This window comes from Paenalkalicoccus suaedae, from assembly GCF_006965545.2.
Taxonomy (GTDB): Bacteria; Bacillota; Bacilli; order Bacillales; family Salisediminibacteriaceae; genus Paenalkalicoccus; species Paenalkalicoccus suaedae.
Genome location: NZ_CP041372.2, coordinates 3,530,107 through 3,545,144, shown reverse-complemented (window position 1 = coordinate 3,545,144; position 15,038 = coordinate 3,530,107). Strand labels below are relative to the sequence as shown.

The window sequence follows — 15,038 nt, the reverse complement described above, 5'->3', positions numbered from 1 at the left end:
CCGCCAGCCTAGACCGAAAAGGGACCGAAGGTTCTTCACTTGAACTACAGTGTAGAAGCATAACACCAGAGGTCTGATAAACCTTCTTGACCGCCAAACAAAAGAAGTGGTAGGATAATTTGGTCTGTGTTTTTAACGTGTGACTATAGACCTTTCCTCAGCGAATTACCCAAAATCGCTGATTTAAAATACGAAAAAAGCTATAATAAGGGAATAGGAAATTACCGCGTAGGTACATACGTGATTATGGAAAACGGGAGAGTCGGAGTATGCATTTAACGAGAAAAGAAGGTTGGCTTGAGGTTGTTTGTGGAAGCATGTTTTCAGGGAAATCAGAGGAACTGATTCGCCGAGTACGACGCGCTAGCTTCGGTCGACAGAAGATACAAGTGTTTAAGCCGAAGGTCGATAACCGCTACAGTCAACAGGAGGTTGTCTCGCACAATGGCTCGAAGGTTTACGCCGTGCCACTTGAAAGTGCCAATGAAATTTATGATTTATTAGAGGAAGATACGCAGGTCGTTGCGATTGATGAAGTACAGTTCTTTGACGAAGCTGTTGTTTCTGTCGTACAGGAGCTTGCGGATAATAATATTCGTGTTATTGTTGCAGGTCTTGATCAAGACTTTCGCGGCGAGCCGTTCGGACATATGCCACAGCTATTAGCATTAGCAGAATCGGTCACAAAGCTCCAGGCTATTTGCTTATCGTGTGGATCACCAGCTAGTCGTACGCAACGACTTATTAATGGAGAACCAGCTTCTTATGATGATCCGATTATTCTTGTCGGAGCTTCGGAGTCTTACGAGCCAAGGTGCCGCCACTGCCACGAGGTCCCTGGTAAACCAGAGCGTATTGCAAAGATGCAAGTGATAGAAGGTAGCTAATAAGAAAGGCCTCTCCGAACGCTCGGAGAGGCCTTTTGCTTATCCTCGTTCTATAGCTGCGTGGATTTGTTTCAGGTGATGCTCGTCATGTTTGACGAAGATTCTCGCAATTTTTTCTGCAGTAAAAGCACGTGTGCTCTTGCCAATTTTAAACGTTGCATCCTGATCGACAGCCGCAAGCGCCGAGGCAAGCTCTCTCCGCGTCCCAACAAACGTACGCAAAATGTACGCCGCGCTTCGGCCAGATAAAGCGCCAATCGCCGCAGCGTTAAACGTGTCATGGTTAGGGAAATCACGCATTTGCGCGCCTTCGGTCATCTGAGGCACAAGCTCCTCTAATATGTATTTATCCCAGTAGAGCATGTGACCCACGATCTCGCGAGTCGACCACTTACCAGGCTGATACGGCTTTGTCAGCACCATCTCGTTAGACTCCTGCAGGACACCATCCACCGTCTCCGCAGTCTGAAGCAATGATTCATAAGACTTTTTCATGTCAAACACCTCCAAAGAAAATTTTACCATACAATGCCCATAGTCGGGAGGGAATTAAAGGTCATAAGCCTTACTTAATATGACAATAACTCCTAGTAATATTATAGTTTGTTACAGTGTATTACGTTTTAGTAACATCCGTTGCTTCCTATAAGATTACCGACTAAGATGGTAAAAGCTAAAAGAAGTAATAGGGGGGTGAATCAGGCAATGTACCTCAGATTGCCTGGTATATGATAGTAAAAACATTTTTGCAGTTTAGTCTACTAGCCTTTGCGCTTTTATTTTTCGGAACTACAGCAAGTGCAAGTGAACCGAATATCATTGTTGATGGGGACAGACTGTCTTTCCAAGAATCAATTTTTGTAGAGAATAATCGTACATACGTACCTGTGCGTTTCATTTCAGAAAATATGAATGCGGATGTTAAGTGGGACCAATTAAATCAAAAGGTAACAATTGAAACGACTATTGGCGACACAATCATCTTGTATATTGGCAGAAGCGAAGTCACGCTTAATGATGCTGTGCATGCAATGGATGTATCACCGATCGTAAGGCATAACCGAACATACTTACCAATTCGCCACATATCAGAAATTTTGCATAGTGAAGTAGCATGGCGCGATGGAAATGTTCATATCAATCGAGTCCCTCTTCACGTCATTAAAAGTGGAGAAACATTAACATCGATTGCTCAGAATACAGGCGTAACAGTCGAACAGTTACGTGAGAGAAACGGATTAAGCGGCTGGTCACTATTTGCTGGCGAAGCGTTAAAAATCGTCATTCCATCACTTATGAACGAAAATTTCGTAGATGAAGATGTAGACCTGCTCGCAAGATTAATTCATTTAGAAGCAAATGGGCAACCGATGTCTGGTAAAGTTGCTGTTGGAAGTGTCGTCATGAATCGCGTAGCAAGCAGTAGCTTTCCAAACAGCATTCGTGAGGTCATCTATCAGCCACGACAATTCACTCCTGTCGGAAACGGAAGAATAAATAGTGTAACAGCGAGTGAACGATCTATAGAAGCTGCAAGAAGAGCCATAGCTGGCGAAAACCAAGTAGCCAACGCACTATTCTTCTTCAACCCAAGAATCTCAAGTAGCTCTTACCTGCACGGCCTAACACCAGTAACAACAATCGGCGACCATCGCTTCTCAAGATAGGTTTGAAGCAAGAGCAGAAAACATAAGAAATTTATAAGAAAGACCTCTCCGAACACTCGGAGAGGTCTTTTGCTGTGAAGCAACTCATTAGATGGCTATTCTTTTCCATGTTAAAATAGGCAGAAACGTAAGAAGAAGGAGGATCTATATAAGATGATTCAAAAGCTTTTACCAGTCTTTGGAGTTGGCACATTAATATTCGGACTAGCTGCTATTAACAGCCCGGAGCGTATATATAGTGTGTTATTTGGAGTCTTCATGGCTTTGATGTTTGGCGCAGTAGGGCTAAGAGACTATAAACAAGATAAGGTAATTGGTATCATGATGATTCTAGGATCCATCGGTGTGATCATAATCACTTTTCGCTAATCATTCATAAACAGCGCATAGCTTATGCCACTGGCTACTGCAGCTGTTGCTGCTATTATCACTACTCTAATAAGGCCTGATAGATCGGGGGCTGCATAACTCAAAAGTAACTCAAAAGTAACGAAACCAATGCAACGGTAATACCTACAGTCAAAAAAGAAGGGTCTATTAGAACGCTAGGGGTAAGCCTTTTTCCTTTTCTTATACGCATGTACAATAATGATGAAACAGGAGTCAGCTCTATGAATGCCCTACGACATTAGCAGGGTCTGAATCTAAGCCTACTCGTCGGCAGAGGTCGACTAACGTCTTCCTCTAAGCGCCTTCTGCGTGGTCTTAGCTCCATCCTTATCCTGCTAATTGTCTCCGGACATTCTCCGAGTCTGCCTCCTCAAGGAGACGTTACGCTTCAGAGCATCAAAAGAAACAGTACTTTAATAGCGCGAACGCTTCTTTTTTGATAACTATTTTAGGCGAAAGTTTATTCCCTAGCTTTAAGAGCAAGTCTTGCATGCGGTACATTTATTTCGTTTATGGTACATAAATTTTCTATAAGGTACATAAATCTCGCACAGCGTACATTTAGTAAAGGAAGTAGCCCTCAACGTACATTCATTCTAAATACAGTACATTTATTTCGTACACGGTACATAAAGCTTAATTGCGGTACATAACTCTCAAATACGGTACATAAAAATCCTATCTGCTAAAGAACCACTTCTCTAAAACCTCAAGTCAACATAAAAAAAGAGCACTCCGGTACCGACCCCCGAAAGTTAGAGTAGATAATCTAACTTTCGGGGGTGTTTTTATGGCCAAATATAGTGAAGAATTTAAAATGAAACTTGTTAGCGAATATTTGAATGGAAATCTCGGGTATAAATTATTAGCTAAAAAGTATAATATGCCCTCTCGAACTCCACTACAAAATTGGGTAAGATCCTATAAAACGCAAGGGGTTGAAGGATTAAAACGAAGAAGAACGAATGAGGCGTACTCTGTTCAATTTAAAGTGGATACGATACAATTTATGCTTGAGACAGGTGCTTCTTTTCAGGAAACTGCTGAACAATTTAGATTAAATAATCCTGCTTTAATTTACAGTTGGATGAAAACATTTAATGAACAAGGATTAGGAGGCCTGAAACCAAGATCAAAGGAGCGACCTTCTATGTCTAAAAACAGTAATAAATCAAAGGGAAAAGAAGAGAAGAAGTTAACACGTGAAGACGAACTAGAACGCGAGAATGAACTGTTGCGGCTAGAAAATGCCTACCTAAAAAAGTTGAGAGCTTTTCGAGAGAATCCGAATGCCTTCCACGAAAAGCACAAGCAACAGTGGCGTTCGAACTCAAAGAAGAAGGATACCGATTAAAAGATATTCTAGTTATTGTAGGTATTCCAGAATCAACCTACCACTATCATGTGAAAAACTTTGGGAAAGAAGATCCGGATAGAGAACTAAAAGAAGTCATTACTGAGCTGTTTAAGGCGTTTCATGAACGTTATGGTTATAAACGCATTACCAAGGAATTAAAGAAATCAGCCTGGTGTATTAATCACAAAAAAGTGTATCGACTTATGAGGGAATTAGGGTTAAAATGCGTAAAGTTTATGAGGAAGTCTCGTAGATACAATTCTTATAAGGGTAAGGTTGGAAAGGTAGCGAAGAATCGACTGTCCCGCCGATTTAGCACGCCTATTCCTTTTCAGAAATTAGTAACCGACATTACAGAATTCAAATGTCTAGGAGAAGAGAAATTGTACTTAAATCCACTCCTTGATCTTTACAATGGGGAAATTATCGCGTTTGGTATCAAGAAACGTCCAACATTAGATCTTGTCATGGAACCTTTAAAAGAAACAATAGAAGTACTAGGAGCTCAGGCAACCTATCGTACGACTATCCACTCCGATCAAGGCTGGCATTATCAGCACAACCAATGGGTGAGGACATTAAAAGAAAATAAAGTATTTCAAAGCATGTCACGTAAAGCAACCTGCGCAGACAATGCTTCAATAGAGAATTTCTTTGGTATATTAAAACAAGAAATGTATTATGGAGAAAAATTAGTGAGCTACGAAGAATTAAAAAGGCAGATTGAAGAATATATTTACTGGTACAACCATATACGATCAAAAGAAAAATTGGCTGGTTTTAGTCCAGTCGAATACCGAACACAAACCAGCCAATTAGCTGCATAATAAAAACTCTAACTTTTAGGGGTAGCCACCTCCAATAAAAAGGAAAGCTCTTTTTTAAGCATTTTTTAAATCAAACGCAGAGCTGGCAGACCCGGAGGACATTCGGAGACAATCCATAGGGAGAAGAGGTCTTTGAGATCCCACAGGAAGGCGCAAATTAATAGAGCATCGACCGCTAGCCTGAGAACAGCGGCAACATCACCCTCTGTTCTCTAAGTGCAAGGCTAGCTCAGACTGCAAAGAGCGCATTCTGCGATGCTAGTTCAGACCGCAAAGTACGCGGTCCTTGCCGACGAGGAAGCTCAAAGACCGGCCCTATGGATGTCGTAGAGTGTCTGGAGGGCTGACAGATCGGAGTGTTATCACTTTCCTTTAAAGCTAAGCATCAACCACTAGCCTGAAATCAGCGGCAAAAGCCCCCACTGCTTTCTAAGAGCAAGGCTAGTTCAAAAAGCTCGCAAAAACCGCAAGCTTTTTGTGATGCTTTTCAGACCGCGAAGATCACACGGTCAATGGATGTCGTAGAGTGTCCGGAGGGCTGACAGCTCGAAGAGCAGATTTAAACTAGTTAGGGCTTAGTCATTCTAGCCCGAAGGGCTTGCTCTTAAACTAGTTAGCACTTAAGCAATTAGCCCGAAGGGCTGCTCTTAGCTCACTTAAACCGCCGCGCACTCTTTTGGATAGGATCCCACGTCGTATTAAACGGCGGCGCATAGCTCAAATCAAGATCCTGCAACTCCTCCGTCGTCATCTCATTAAATAACGCCACCGCCGCCACATCAATCCGCTTCGCAATCCCTTGCGTACCAACAGCCTGCACACCTAAAAGCTGATGCGACACCTTATGGCGAACAAGTTGCAACCACAGCTTTTCCCCACCAGGATAGTAGCCAGCGTGAGGAGAGTGCTCAAACACATTCACATCATACGGAATGCCAAGAGACTCCGCCTCCGCAGTACTCAAACCCGTACGACCAGCGTCCACATCAAAAAACTTCATGATCGCCGTGCCGACAATCCCGTTAAACGTACGTGATGAACCAGCCATGCGCAGACCAGCGATCCGCCCCTGCTTATTGGCCGTCGTGCCAAGCGGAATGTAGTCGTTCAAACGCTTGATGCGGTGGTATTGCGTCGCGCAGTCACCAGCTGCGTAGATATCAGCAACATTCGATTCCATGTATGGGTTAACAACGACAGCGCCGTTTGCATGGAGGTGAATAGATGTGTCGTTCAAAAAACGCGTATTGGGCTCAATGCCGACGGCAACGATGACTAAATCGGTCTCATACGTACCTTTATTTGTTGTCACAGTGTTTACGCGAGTTTCCCCAGAGAAGTAAGAAACCTCCTCGCCAAGCGAGAGGTGAATGTTCTGACGCTCGGCTTCCTCAATCAGTTTATCGCTAATTTTTTTATCGAAGCCTACGCCGAGTCTCTCTGCGCGGTTAATGATGCGCACGTTTTTGCCGAGCTCGACTAAGTTTTCGGCGACTTCAAGGCCGATATAGCCTCCGCCAATAATCGTTACGGTGAGCACGCCGTCGAGCGCCTCTTTTAATTCATCTGCGTCTGGGATCGTTTTGAGGACGTGGATGCCCTCGAGGTCGTTTCCCTTCCAGTCTGGCATGACAGGAGATCCTCCTGAAGCAACGAGTAGCTTATCGTAAGCTTCCTCGAAGTCAGTTTTAGATCCATCTGCTTCGTGGACGGTACCGTAGACGCGCTTTTCGTTTTCATCCACGCGTGTTACCTCATGAAAGATGCGAGCGTCTATGCCGTCTTCCTGAAATTTTTCACGTGTACGTGCAATAAGATGCTTGCGACTTTCCACAACATCTCCTACGTAATATGGAAGCCCGCATTGGGCATAGGAGTATATTTCTCCTTTTTCTAAAACGGTGATTGATACGTCCTGCTCGCTTCGAATGAGCTGCATGGCTGCGCTCATCCCAGCTGCGTCACCACCGATAATAATGACCTTCATAATGTACCCCCTTCAGTATGATTCTCCTACTACTATACCCAATTTGGACGTATATACAGCATTGATTTTACGCGTCGTTGCACATATACTAGAGAAAGACTGTAAAAGAGTCCTAGGAGAGGTGAAGATACATGTTTGATCGCCTGCAATCAGTAGAAGATCGCTATGATCAATTAACGGAGCTATTAATGGATCCGGATGTCATTAGCGATACGAATAAGCTTCGCGAGTATTCAAAGGAGCAATCCGACATTCAGGAGACGGTGGAGACATACCGCCAGTATAAAGAAGTAAAGCAGGGCTATGATGAAGCAAAGGAAATGCTTCATGAAAGTCTGGATAAAGAAATGCGTGACATGGTAAAAATGGAGGTCTCAGAGCTTGAGGATCAGCTTCCACCATTAGAAGAAAAGCTTCGCATTCTTCTTTTACCAAAAGACCCGAACGATGATAAAAACGTTATCGTCGAGGTTCGTGGCGCAGCGGGTGGAGACGAGGCGGCATTGTTCGCTGGTGATCTATACCGCATGTACTCTCGTTTTGCGGAAGCGCAAGGCTGGAAGAGTGAAGTCATTGAATACAGCGAAACTGGAATCGGTGGCTATAAAGAGATTATCTTTATGATTAACGGGAAGGGCGCGTTCTCGAAGATGAAGTATGAGAACGGTGCGCACCGTGTGCAACGTGTCCCAACAACAGAGTCAGGTGGACGTATCCATACTTCGACTGCGACCGTTGCGGTACTTCCAGAAGCGGAAGAAGTGGAAGTGGACATTCACGATAAAGATATTCGCGTTGACACGTTCACGTCAAGCGGACCTGGTGGACAGAGTGTAAACACGACGATGTCGGCTGTACGTTTAACTCACTTACCGACAGGCGTTGTTGTTTCGTGCCAGGACGAAAAATCGCAGATCAAAAACAAAGAAAAGGCTATGAAAGTACTTCGCGCCCGTGTGTACGACAAGTTCCAAAAAGAAGCACAGGCTGAATACGATCAGCACCGTAAGTCAGCGGTAGGAACTGGAGACCGTTCGGAGCGTATCCGCACGTACAATTTCCCACAAAGCCGTGTTACCGATCACCGTATCGGTCTGACAATTCAAAAGCTCGACCAAATCCTGCAAGGTAATTTAGACGACATCATCGACGCGCTTATTATGGAAGAGCAGTCGCAAATGATGAAAGACGCAGAGTAAGGACGAACGCCTATGACACAGCACGTATATGAAGCCCTCGCATGGGCTTCTTCTTTTTTGGAAAAGTATCCGGATAGAGAAGAGATCGCCAAGCTTTTACTCATGCATCACACCGGCTGGAGTCGCTCACGCCTGTTTGCAGAAATGCGAACCGAGCTCTCTAGTGAAACGTTAGATGCATTTAACGAAGATATTCAGACTGTGGCAGGTGGCATTCCTGTCCAGCACGTGATTGGTCACGAATCGTTTTACGGTCGAGACTTCTTCGTCAACCGCCATACGCTTATCCCGCGCCCAGAGACCGAGGAGCTCATTGAGCTAATCGTGACCGAGGCCAAGTCGTTATCACGACCGCTTCGCATCGTAGATATCGGCACTGGCACCGGCTGCATCGCCATCACCCTCGCGCTAGAGCTTGGTGCAGAGGTCGACGCAGTCGATATTTCCACTAATGCCCTGCATGTTGCTCGTGAAAATGCAGCGAAGCTTCAGGCTGATGTAACGTTTTTTGAAGGAGATTTATTTGCGCCAGTTGAGGAAAAAACGTACGACATTATCGTGAGTAATCCCCCTTACATTCCAGAGGGAGACCGCGCAGACATGGATGTCCACGTAAAAGACCACGAGCCCGCGAACGCACTGTTTGCAGGTGTAGATGGTCTGGATATTTACCGCCGCTTCGTACAAGGTCTTTCGACGCGTATTCGCGCAGGTGGCATCGTTGCCGTGGAGATCGGTCACGGACAAGGTGGGGCTGTTACAGCGTTAATGCAAGAGGCATTTGGCGATACGGCAACAGTATCTCTGCATAACGATATAAATGGTCGCGAACGCATCGTGATGGCGAGACTTGGGAAGTGACGGGAAAGCAACGAGAACTAAGCAGCACGGCACTTATCAACGAAGCACTCATCATTAAAAGCTACCAGACAAAAAAACTGTCGAACGGTTTCATGTTTGCCCCCTCGTATTCGTGACAAAGCTGTTACTACAAGGGGGCGTTACAGATGAATCAAACGATTAAAATTGCACTCATTATGCTTATTTTATGTATATCATGGCAAGGTCAAATGTACGCGTACGATTCCACTTACTTTTCAACAGAAGAGCAGGTAGAAGAGGCAATTCCTGAAGAGGCAATCCGCCTGCGTATTAAATCAAATAGTAACTCGGCCGAGGATCAGCAGGCGAAGCTTGCCATCCGAGATCGTGTGCACGGAGCGATATCCGCTTGGACGATGGAGATGAGCACGAAGGACGAGGCGCGCGCTCTAATCACGGATCGATTACCAATGCTTGAAGCGATCATTGCACACGAGCTGTATGAGCAAGGTGTCCATCAGCCCTTTCGTGTATCCCTTCAGGAAGTCGACTTCCCGACGAAGCAGTATGGCTACAGACTTTATCCAGCTGGAGCATACGAAGCAGTCTACATTGAACTAGGCGAAGCTTCAGGTGATAACTGGTGGTGCGTCTTGTTCCCGCCGCTATGCTTTACTGAAATATCGGAAGAAGAAGAGGAACCAGTAGAAAATCGCTTCTTTGTTGTCGATGTCGCAAAAAATGTATGGAACTCTCTTTTGTCAGAGTCATAGATTCCCCTACTTTCGCATACTATTTTCGTAGAAAGGGGCGAGCTTGATGGCATTTTATATAGAAGAGATGAGTACAGCAAGGCAGGCGGAATTGGACAGGTTTTGGGCAAAAATCGGCTTTACAGCAACACCTGACTGGCAAATCTTTGCGGCGAATACCCTTGCCCATGAGATCGTTGGCACAATCGCGGTGCAAATGATTGAGGGCGACGCGTGTGTGCGTGGGCTCATAATCGATGCAGCGCACAAGGAGAAGAGTCATGTCTTGCTCCTAGCACTCGTTCATGCGGTCGTTGAGGCGCGAGAAAATCTATTTGTTTGTATGAAAAAAGAAGAATCGCTTTTTCCACAGCTAGGCTTTAAACGAATTATACCTAGTTATCAACAGGCAAAAAGGTTTACAGATCAAGGGTTGTCTGCTAAAGTCATTTATCAACACTGTGGATAGTAAAAACAGTCATCCACATGTTTATACACAGATTCACAGAAGTTATCCACCGTATTTGTGGATAAACACAACAATTTGAGGATAATTAACGATCGTACGTTCCTATATGGGAGCGTGCGTTTCGTTGTTTCTATAAGAGAATGAGTTTGAATGAACAGTAATAGGGAGGATGTACACATGTATCAACAGACAACTGTGTGGAATGTGGATAAAAATGTGGATAAGTCAGCTGGAGAGGGTGTTCAGGAAGCTGGTCGGGCGATCCAATCTGGAGAAGTCGTGGCATTCCCAACGGAAACGGTATATGGATTAGGTGGAGATGCCACGTCAGACACTGCGGTGGCTCGTATTTTTGAGGCGAAGGGTCGCCCATCGGATAACCCACTGATTGTCCACATCGCGGAGACCGAGGACATGGCAAAGCTTACAAACGAGCTTCCCAAAGTCGCGGAACAGCTGATGGATGCCTTCTGGCCAGGGCCGCTCGCGATTATCGTCAAACATAATCACAGCTTATCCACAATTGTCACAGCGGGTCTTGATACGGTGGCTGTGCGCCTACCAGATCATGAAGTCGCGCGTGAGGTGATCAAAGCAAGTGGCGTACCCGTCGCAGCACCAAGCGCGAATCGTTCTGGTCGCCCGAGTCCGACGACGGCTCAGCACGTATATGACGATCTCAACGGACGCATCGCAGGGATCGTCGATGGCGGTGCTACCGGAGTTGGCGTCGAGTCGACGGTCATCGATTGCACGGTCACGCCTCCAATGATTCTCCGTCCTGGCGGTCTATCGAAAGCGGACATTGAGTCCGTCATCGGCGAAGTCGCGATTGATCCGGCACTCACAAAATCCGACGACGCCCCGCGCTCCCCGGGCATGAAGTACACGCACTATGCGCCAGACGCGCCGCTTGTGTTAGTCGACGGCGACCAAGCCTTTTTAGAAAAAGTAGTTGGAGACGCACAAGCAGAGGGTAATCGCGTTGGTGTCCTCGTACCTGACGAATATGTGCCGAATGTGACTGTGGAAAAAGTAGTAACACTTGGCTCCATTTCGGATGTAGCTGCGATAGCAGCACAACTGTATGATGGCTTACGCAGTTTTTCCACAGAGGATGTGGATATCATCTTTGCGACGGTGTACGAGCGCGATGGAATTGGAGAAGCGGTGATGAATCGGCTGGAGAAAGCGGCTGGTGGAGTAGTGGTAAGGCGCTAATTAACTGAAGATTATATAATATGATGCAATTAACCGGAAAAGCGTCTCGATTAACCATAAATGAGCTTCAATAAACCAGAAGTGCTATATCCAGATGTTCTTCTTTTTAAAAAACGAGCTGTGTAGAAATTATAGCTTCGAAACATAAAAACAGAACTCCAAAAGAGTTCTGTTTTTATGTATTCCTCTATTTAATACCGTCACTCCAATTAATTGTTTCTACATTGGAAACATTGACTCTTCCTAAGCTAAGGATGTGGGGGATAAAGGGGAACAATCCAAACTGAGTTCCTTTCTTAAATTCTTCTATGTAATAATCCACGGTGTCATTGGGGATAGCTGATAATTCCTCATATCGCATTAAATCAAGTAGCTCTATCTCGTCCATACTCATTTCTGCAGCAGGACCTCTATAGGTCTCTTTGCTGTAATGGAAAATAGCGTTTTTATTCAACTTTAAATTTGAAATAGGAATCTTATAAAAAATAACATCGTTTTTTGTAGGAATACCTACATCTTTTATAGCAGCATAAACATGAGATGGATGCAGGGGCAAGAAATGAATAACATCGTTCCACAAGCAATTCATTTTCGGTATTTGCCGAGTTAGTAGCTTTTTTCTTTCCTGATGATTCAAGTACTTCTTCGTGTACTGGTGATAAAGAGATTCATCAATTGTCTTTAACTCATTTAACGGAATAAGCTGTTCACCTAACATGTTTTTAGGAACCATATGATAGACGTATGGAATAATAAATCTCCTCCCTGTGATAGAAACTGTTATTCTAAAATCCCTTTTTCATCGAATTGTACGTAATACTCCGCCTGTATCAACCTCAATCACATCTTTAGTAGATAAGGTCATCGAGAGAGGGAAGGCGTTAGAAATCTTATCTGAAAAAATCCAGCGTCTTCCGGGTTGATTCAAAATAATGAAAACTCCCTCATTCTTTTCTCCCATAAAATTGATGCTAGTACGATCTATCAAGCCGTTGTTCATTTTTGATATTCCAATACTATTTAGTTCGTCAGCTGCGCGCGCTACATCGTGCACAGTCACACCTATTTCACTTATATTAAGAAAGCTTTGCATGGAAAATGGCTCTTCTTGAACCGCGTTTATCTCATGCCTAGAAATCAACTCAATCACATTACCAGAGGGATCGCTAAAATAAAGAGCATGAGCAGAGAAAAAATCAAAATAAGCCTCATCCTGACCGTTTTCAACGTTTAGGCTAACTCTCGCTTTTGCCCATTCTTTTGCTTCGTTGAACTTATTTGACGGGATATTAAAGGCGACGTGGTAATGAGGATGTGAGACTGCATCATCGAAAGCAAATTCTAATTCGCTACTACCAACAGCGATTTTAAAGCCATTCATACTCTCATCTATCAAAGCAAAGCCTAATTTCTTTACATAGAAGTCCTTCATCTCAGTTAACTTATCTGTACATAACATCAATCTGTTAATATGCATGGTCGTTATTTCCTCTCAAAAGTTCTCTTTTACATCAACCGTCTTGTAGGCAACAGCTAATAACCTAGAGTATCAAAATACGTTTCCTCACCGTTCTCAATTAACCGAAGTGTTTCGTAGCTTTGATCTTGGTTGACCACATAATAGTGTTCATGAACGAGCTTCTCAGAGGAGTCTGACACGCTTTCTGTCTTGTAGGAGAAAAATAGGGTTGAATCCTCTGCATAGACGTCAAAGTCTGTGACATACTCGTCTCCCATGTTAGAAGTATTTATATATACAACAGCTTCATGGTTTTCTGCGCTCGTGCGGACATGTACACCGTCTGAATCCACTAGCGAGAAAAAATTCTGTGTATCAGCATCGAGATCAGCTCTCTCTTTTTCTTCAAAAGAAAGGGAGTTGTTGCACCCGACAAGTAATCCAAAGCCGATAAGTAGTAAAAGAACTAATCTAAATTTCAACTATATCCTCCCTTTCATCAAATCCTCCGTTTATACCTTAGAGATCTGTACCCCTCTTCCTCGGAATAGCCGTGAGCCGGGCGCTCCTCCTGATACTCAAATCCAACCGCCTCGTAAAAAGGAATGCCCATATCGTTGTACTTCTGTACAGACACCCACTGCTCCTTCGCCCCGCGCGCCCGCTGGTCATCTGTCACAGCAGTCAAAAGTCTGCTCCCAATGCCTTCGCGCTTTCTTGCCGGATCAAGATATATGACAAACAGCTCCGCCACGCTATCCGCAGTAAATCCGCCACCAGCTGCACCAACAACCTGCCCATTATCCACAGCCACAAACCATCCGTTCCACGCATCAGAAACATCCGTAATTTCTCTCTCAACCCGCTCCAGGTTATAAAATTCCTTAATCGTTTTTTCGATATGCGAAGCCGCAATTATCCCTGGATATGTATGCCGATATGCATCTGTACAAACACGGACAATCCCCTCCGCATCCTCCAACCGAGCCAACCTAATGTCCATTAACAACTCGCCCCCTTTAAAAAAGATCGTAACGTTCATTATGGGAAAAAATGATACATTTAGTTTATCATGGGTAACTTTTATATGGAAGTTAAAATCCAAATAGCGACAATCGAACTTAACTATGACTAAAAGTCTTGTAATGAATAACGTGCTTTGAACGAATCTTTTTAAATTAAACGCAGAGCTGGCAGACCCGCAAGACATTCGGAGACAATCCATAGGGAGAAAGAGGTTTTTGAGATCCCACAGGAGGCGCTTAAGAGGAGACGACAGTCGACTCTTGCCGACGAGGAAGCTCAAAGACCGGCCCTATGGATGTCGTAGAGTGTCTGTAGGGCTGACAGCTCGAAGAGCTAAGGCACTTGGGCTTAACTAGTCAGCACTTAGGCAATCAACACGTCTATTTCCCACACCTCCCACATAAGCTTGTACCGAACAAAGTGAGGAGGATGCATGTGGAATACTGGCTGTCAGCTTCAATGATCGCATTTGCCCTTAGTATCGACGCCTTTTCGATCGCACTCGGACTAGGTGTTAACAAGTTATCCACACGACGAATTGCGATAACAAGCGCACTCGTGGGATCGTGCCATATCTTTTTACCGCTCATCGGCATGCTACTCGGACATTTCCTGAGCCTCCACATTGGACATATCGCCGTCATCCTTGGAGCGCTCGGTCTCATCGTACTCGGACTGCAAATGATTATCGCAAGCTTTAGAAGCGGCTCGACCCTATTTTCCCCCAAAGGAATGGGGCTATTGGTGTTTGCTGTGTCGGTGAGCATGGATAGCTTCTCGACAGGCTTTAGCATGGCCGCGGCTGGCAGGGAGACCATGCTCTTACTCCTCCTATTTGGAACATTTAGTATGGCACTAACTGCGCTCGGACTCGTGCTCGGCAGACGACTCCAGCTACTCACAAGCCTCTCGCTCGAATGGCTCGCAGGACTTGTCCTCCTTGGCTTTGGCGTGTCGATGCTTTTTACGTAAGAA

The 15,038-nt window shown here is 44.8% G+C and carries 17 protein-coding genes; 11 read left to right on the top strand and 6 right to left on the bottom strand.

Annotated features, from left to right (window positions below):
- Window positions 1–269 precede the first annotated feature (269 nt).
- Window positions 270–887: a thymidine kinase gene (locus tag FLK61_RS18085; RefSeq protein ID WP_176010744.1), complete on the top strand. Its 618-nt coding sequence runs from the start codon at window positions 270–272 to the stop codon at window positions 885–887.
- A gap of 39 nt (window positions 888–926) precedes the next feature.
- Here FLK61_RS18085 and FLK61_RS18080 read toward each other — a convergent pair whose 3' ends face one another.
- A complete protein-coding gene (locus tag FLK61_RS18080) occupies window positions 927–1,382 on the bottom strand; it encodes a DinB family protein (RefSeq protein ID WP_176010743.1) in 456 nt (151 codons plus the stop codon).
- Between the two features lie 233 nt (window positions 1,383–1,615).
- Here FLK61_RS18080 and FLK61_RS18075 point away from each other — a divergent pair, with 233 nt between their 5' ends.
- From FLK61_RS18075 to FLK61_RS18060, 4 genes are all read left to right on the top strand, one after another.
- Window positions 1,616–2,554 carry a cell wall hydrolase gene (locus FLK61_RS18075; protein WP_176010742.1) on the top strand — a complete coding sequence of 313 codons (939 nt, stop codon included), beginning with the start codon at window positions 1,616–1,618 and terminating at the stop codon, window positions 2,552–2,554.
- A gap of 153 nt (window positions 2,555–2,707) precedes the next feature.
- On the top strand, window positions 2,708–2,923 hold the full coding sequence (locus FLK61_RS18070) for a DUF3953 domain-containing protein (protein ID WP_176010741.1): 216 nt from the start codon (window positions 2,708–2,710) through the stop codon (window positions 2,921–2,923).
- A gap of 811 nt (window positions 2,924–3,734) precedes the next feature.
- Window positions 3,735–4,298, top strand: a complete 564-nt coding sequence (locus tag FLK61_RS18065) for a helix-turn-helix domain-containing protein (RefSeq protein ID WP_176007880.1) — start codon at window positions 3,735–3,737, stop codon at window positions 4,296–4,298.
- Entirely contained in the window at window positions 4,262–5,128 is an 867-nt protein-coding gene (locus tag FLK61_RS18060) for an IS3 family transposase (RefSeq protein WP_176008054.1), read from the top strand. Before FLK61_RS18065 ends, FLK61_RS18060 begins: the two co-directional genes overlap by 37 nt.
- Window positions 5,129–5,780: 652 nt before the next feature.
- On the opposite strand, the gene FLK61_RS18055 is transcribed toward FLK61_RS18060, so the two are convergent.
- The gene (locus FLK61_RS18055; RefSeq protein ID WP_176010740.1) at window positions 5,781–7,115 is read right to left on the bottom strand and encodes a CoA-disulfide reductase; all 1,335 of its coding nucleotides are present in this window, start codon (window positions 7,113–7,115) and stop codon (window positions 5,781–5,783) included.
- A 131-nt stretch (window positions 7,116–7,246) separates the two neighbouring features.
- On the opposite strand from FLK61_RS18055, the gene prfA reads away from it, so the two are divergent.
- The 5 genes from prfA (at window position 7,247) to FLK61_RS18030 (ending at window position 11,578) form a co-directional block, all read left to right on the top strand.
- Window positions 7,247–8,314 (top strand): peptide chain release factor 1, encoded by a 1,068-nt coding sequence (prfA, locus tag FLK61_RS18050; RefSeq protein WP_176010739.1) that lies wholly within the window; start codon window positions 7,247–7,249, stop codon window positions 8,312–8,314.
- Window positions 8,315–8,326: 12 nt separating this feature from the next.
- Entirely contained in the window at window positions 8,327–9,175 is an 849-nt protein-coding gene (gene prmC, locus FLK61_RS18045; protein ID WP_176010738.1) for a peptide chain release factor N(5)-glutamine methyltransferase, read from the top strand.
- 146 nt (window positions 9,176–9,321) lie between these two features.
- Complete coding sequence (gene spoIIR, locus FLK61_RS18040; RefSeq protein WP_176010737.1) at window positions 9,322–9,909, top strand: stage II sporulation protein R; 588 nt, start codon at window positions 9,322–9,324, stop codon at window positions 9,907–9,909.
- A gap of 46 nt (window positions 9,910–9,955) precedes the next feature.
- Window positions 9,956–10,357 carry a hypothetical protein gene (locus FLK61_RS18035; RefSeq protein WP_176010736.1) on the top strand — a complete coding sequence of 134 codons (402 nt, stop codon included), beginning with the start codon at window positions 9,956–9,958 and terminating at the stop codon, window positions 10,355–10,357.
- 177 nt (window positions 10,358–10,534) lie between these two features.
- Entirely contained in the window at window positions 10,535–11,578 is a 1,044-nt protein-coding gene (locus tag FLK61_RS18030) for an L-threonylcarbamoyladenylate synthase (protein WP_176010735.1), read from the top strand.
- Window positions 11,579–11,765: 187 nt separating this feature from the next.
- Here FLK61_RS18030 and FLK61_RS18025 read toward each other — a convergent pair whose 3' ends face one another.
- From FLK61_RS18025 to FLK61_RS18010, 4 genes are read right to left on the bottom strand one after another with little or no spacing between them, the layout of a single operon-like run.
- On the bottom strand, window positions 11,766–12,329 hold the full coding sequence (locus FLK61_RS18025) for a group-specific protein (RefSeq protein WP_176011299.1): 564 nt from the start codon (window positions 12,327–12,329) through the stop codon (window positions 11,766–11,768).
- A gap of 48 nt (window positions 12,330–12,377) precedes the next feature.
- Window positions 12,378–13,055, bottom strand: coding sequence for a VOC family protein (locus FLK61_RS18020; protein WP_176010734.1), 678 nt, complete (start codon window positions 13,053–13,055; stop codon window positions 12,378–12,380).
- A gap of 56 nt (window positions 13,056–13,111) precedes the next feature.
- Entirely contained in the window at window positions 13,112–13,519 is a 408-nt protein-coding gene (locus FLK61_RS18015) for a hypothetical protein (protein WP_176010733.1), read from the bottom strand.
- Between the two features lie 17 nt (window positions 13,520–13,536).
- Window positions 13,537–14,040, bottom strand: coding sequence for a GNAT family N-acetyltransferase (locus tag FLK61_RS18010; protein ID WP_249777632.1), 504 nt, complete (start codon window positions 14,038–14,040; stop codon window positions 13,537–13,539).
- A 458-nt stretch (window positions 14,041–14,498) separates the two neighbouring features.
- Between FLK61_RS18010 and FLK61_RS18005 the strand changes: the two genes are divergently transcribed.
- Entirely contained in the window at window positions 14,499–15,035 is a 537-nt protein-coding gene (locus FLK61_RS18005; protein WP_176010731.1) for a manganese efflux pump MntP, read from the top strand.
- Window positions 15,036–15,038: the final 3 nt, after the last annotated feature.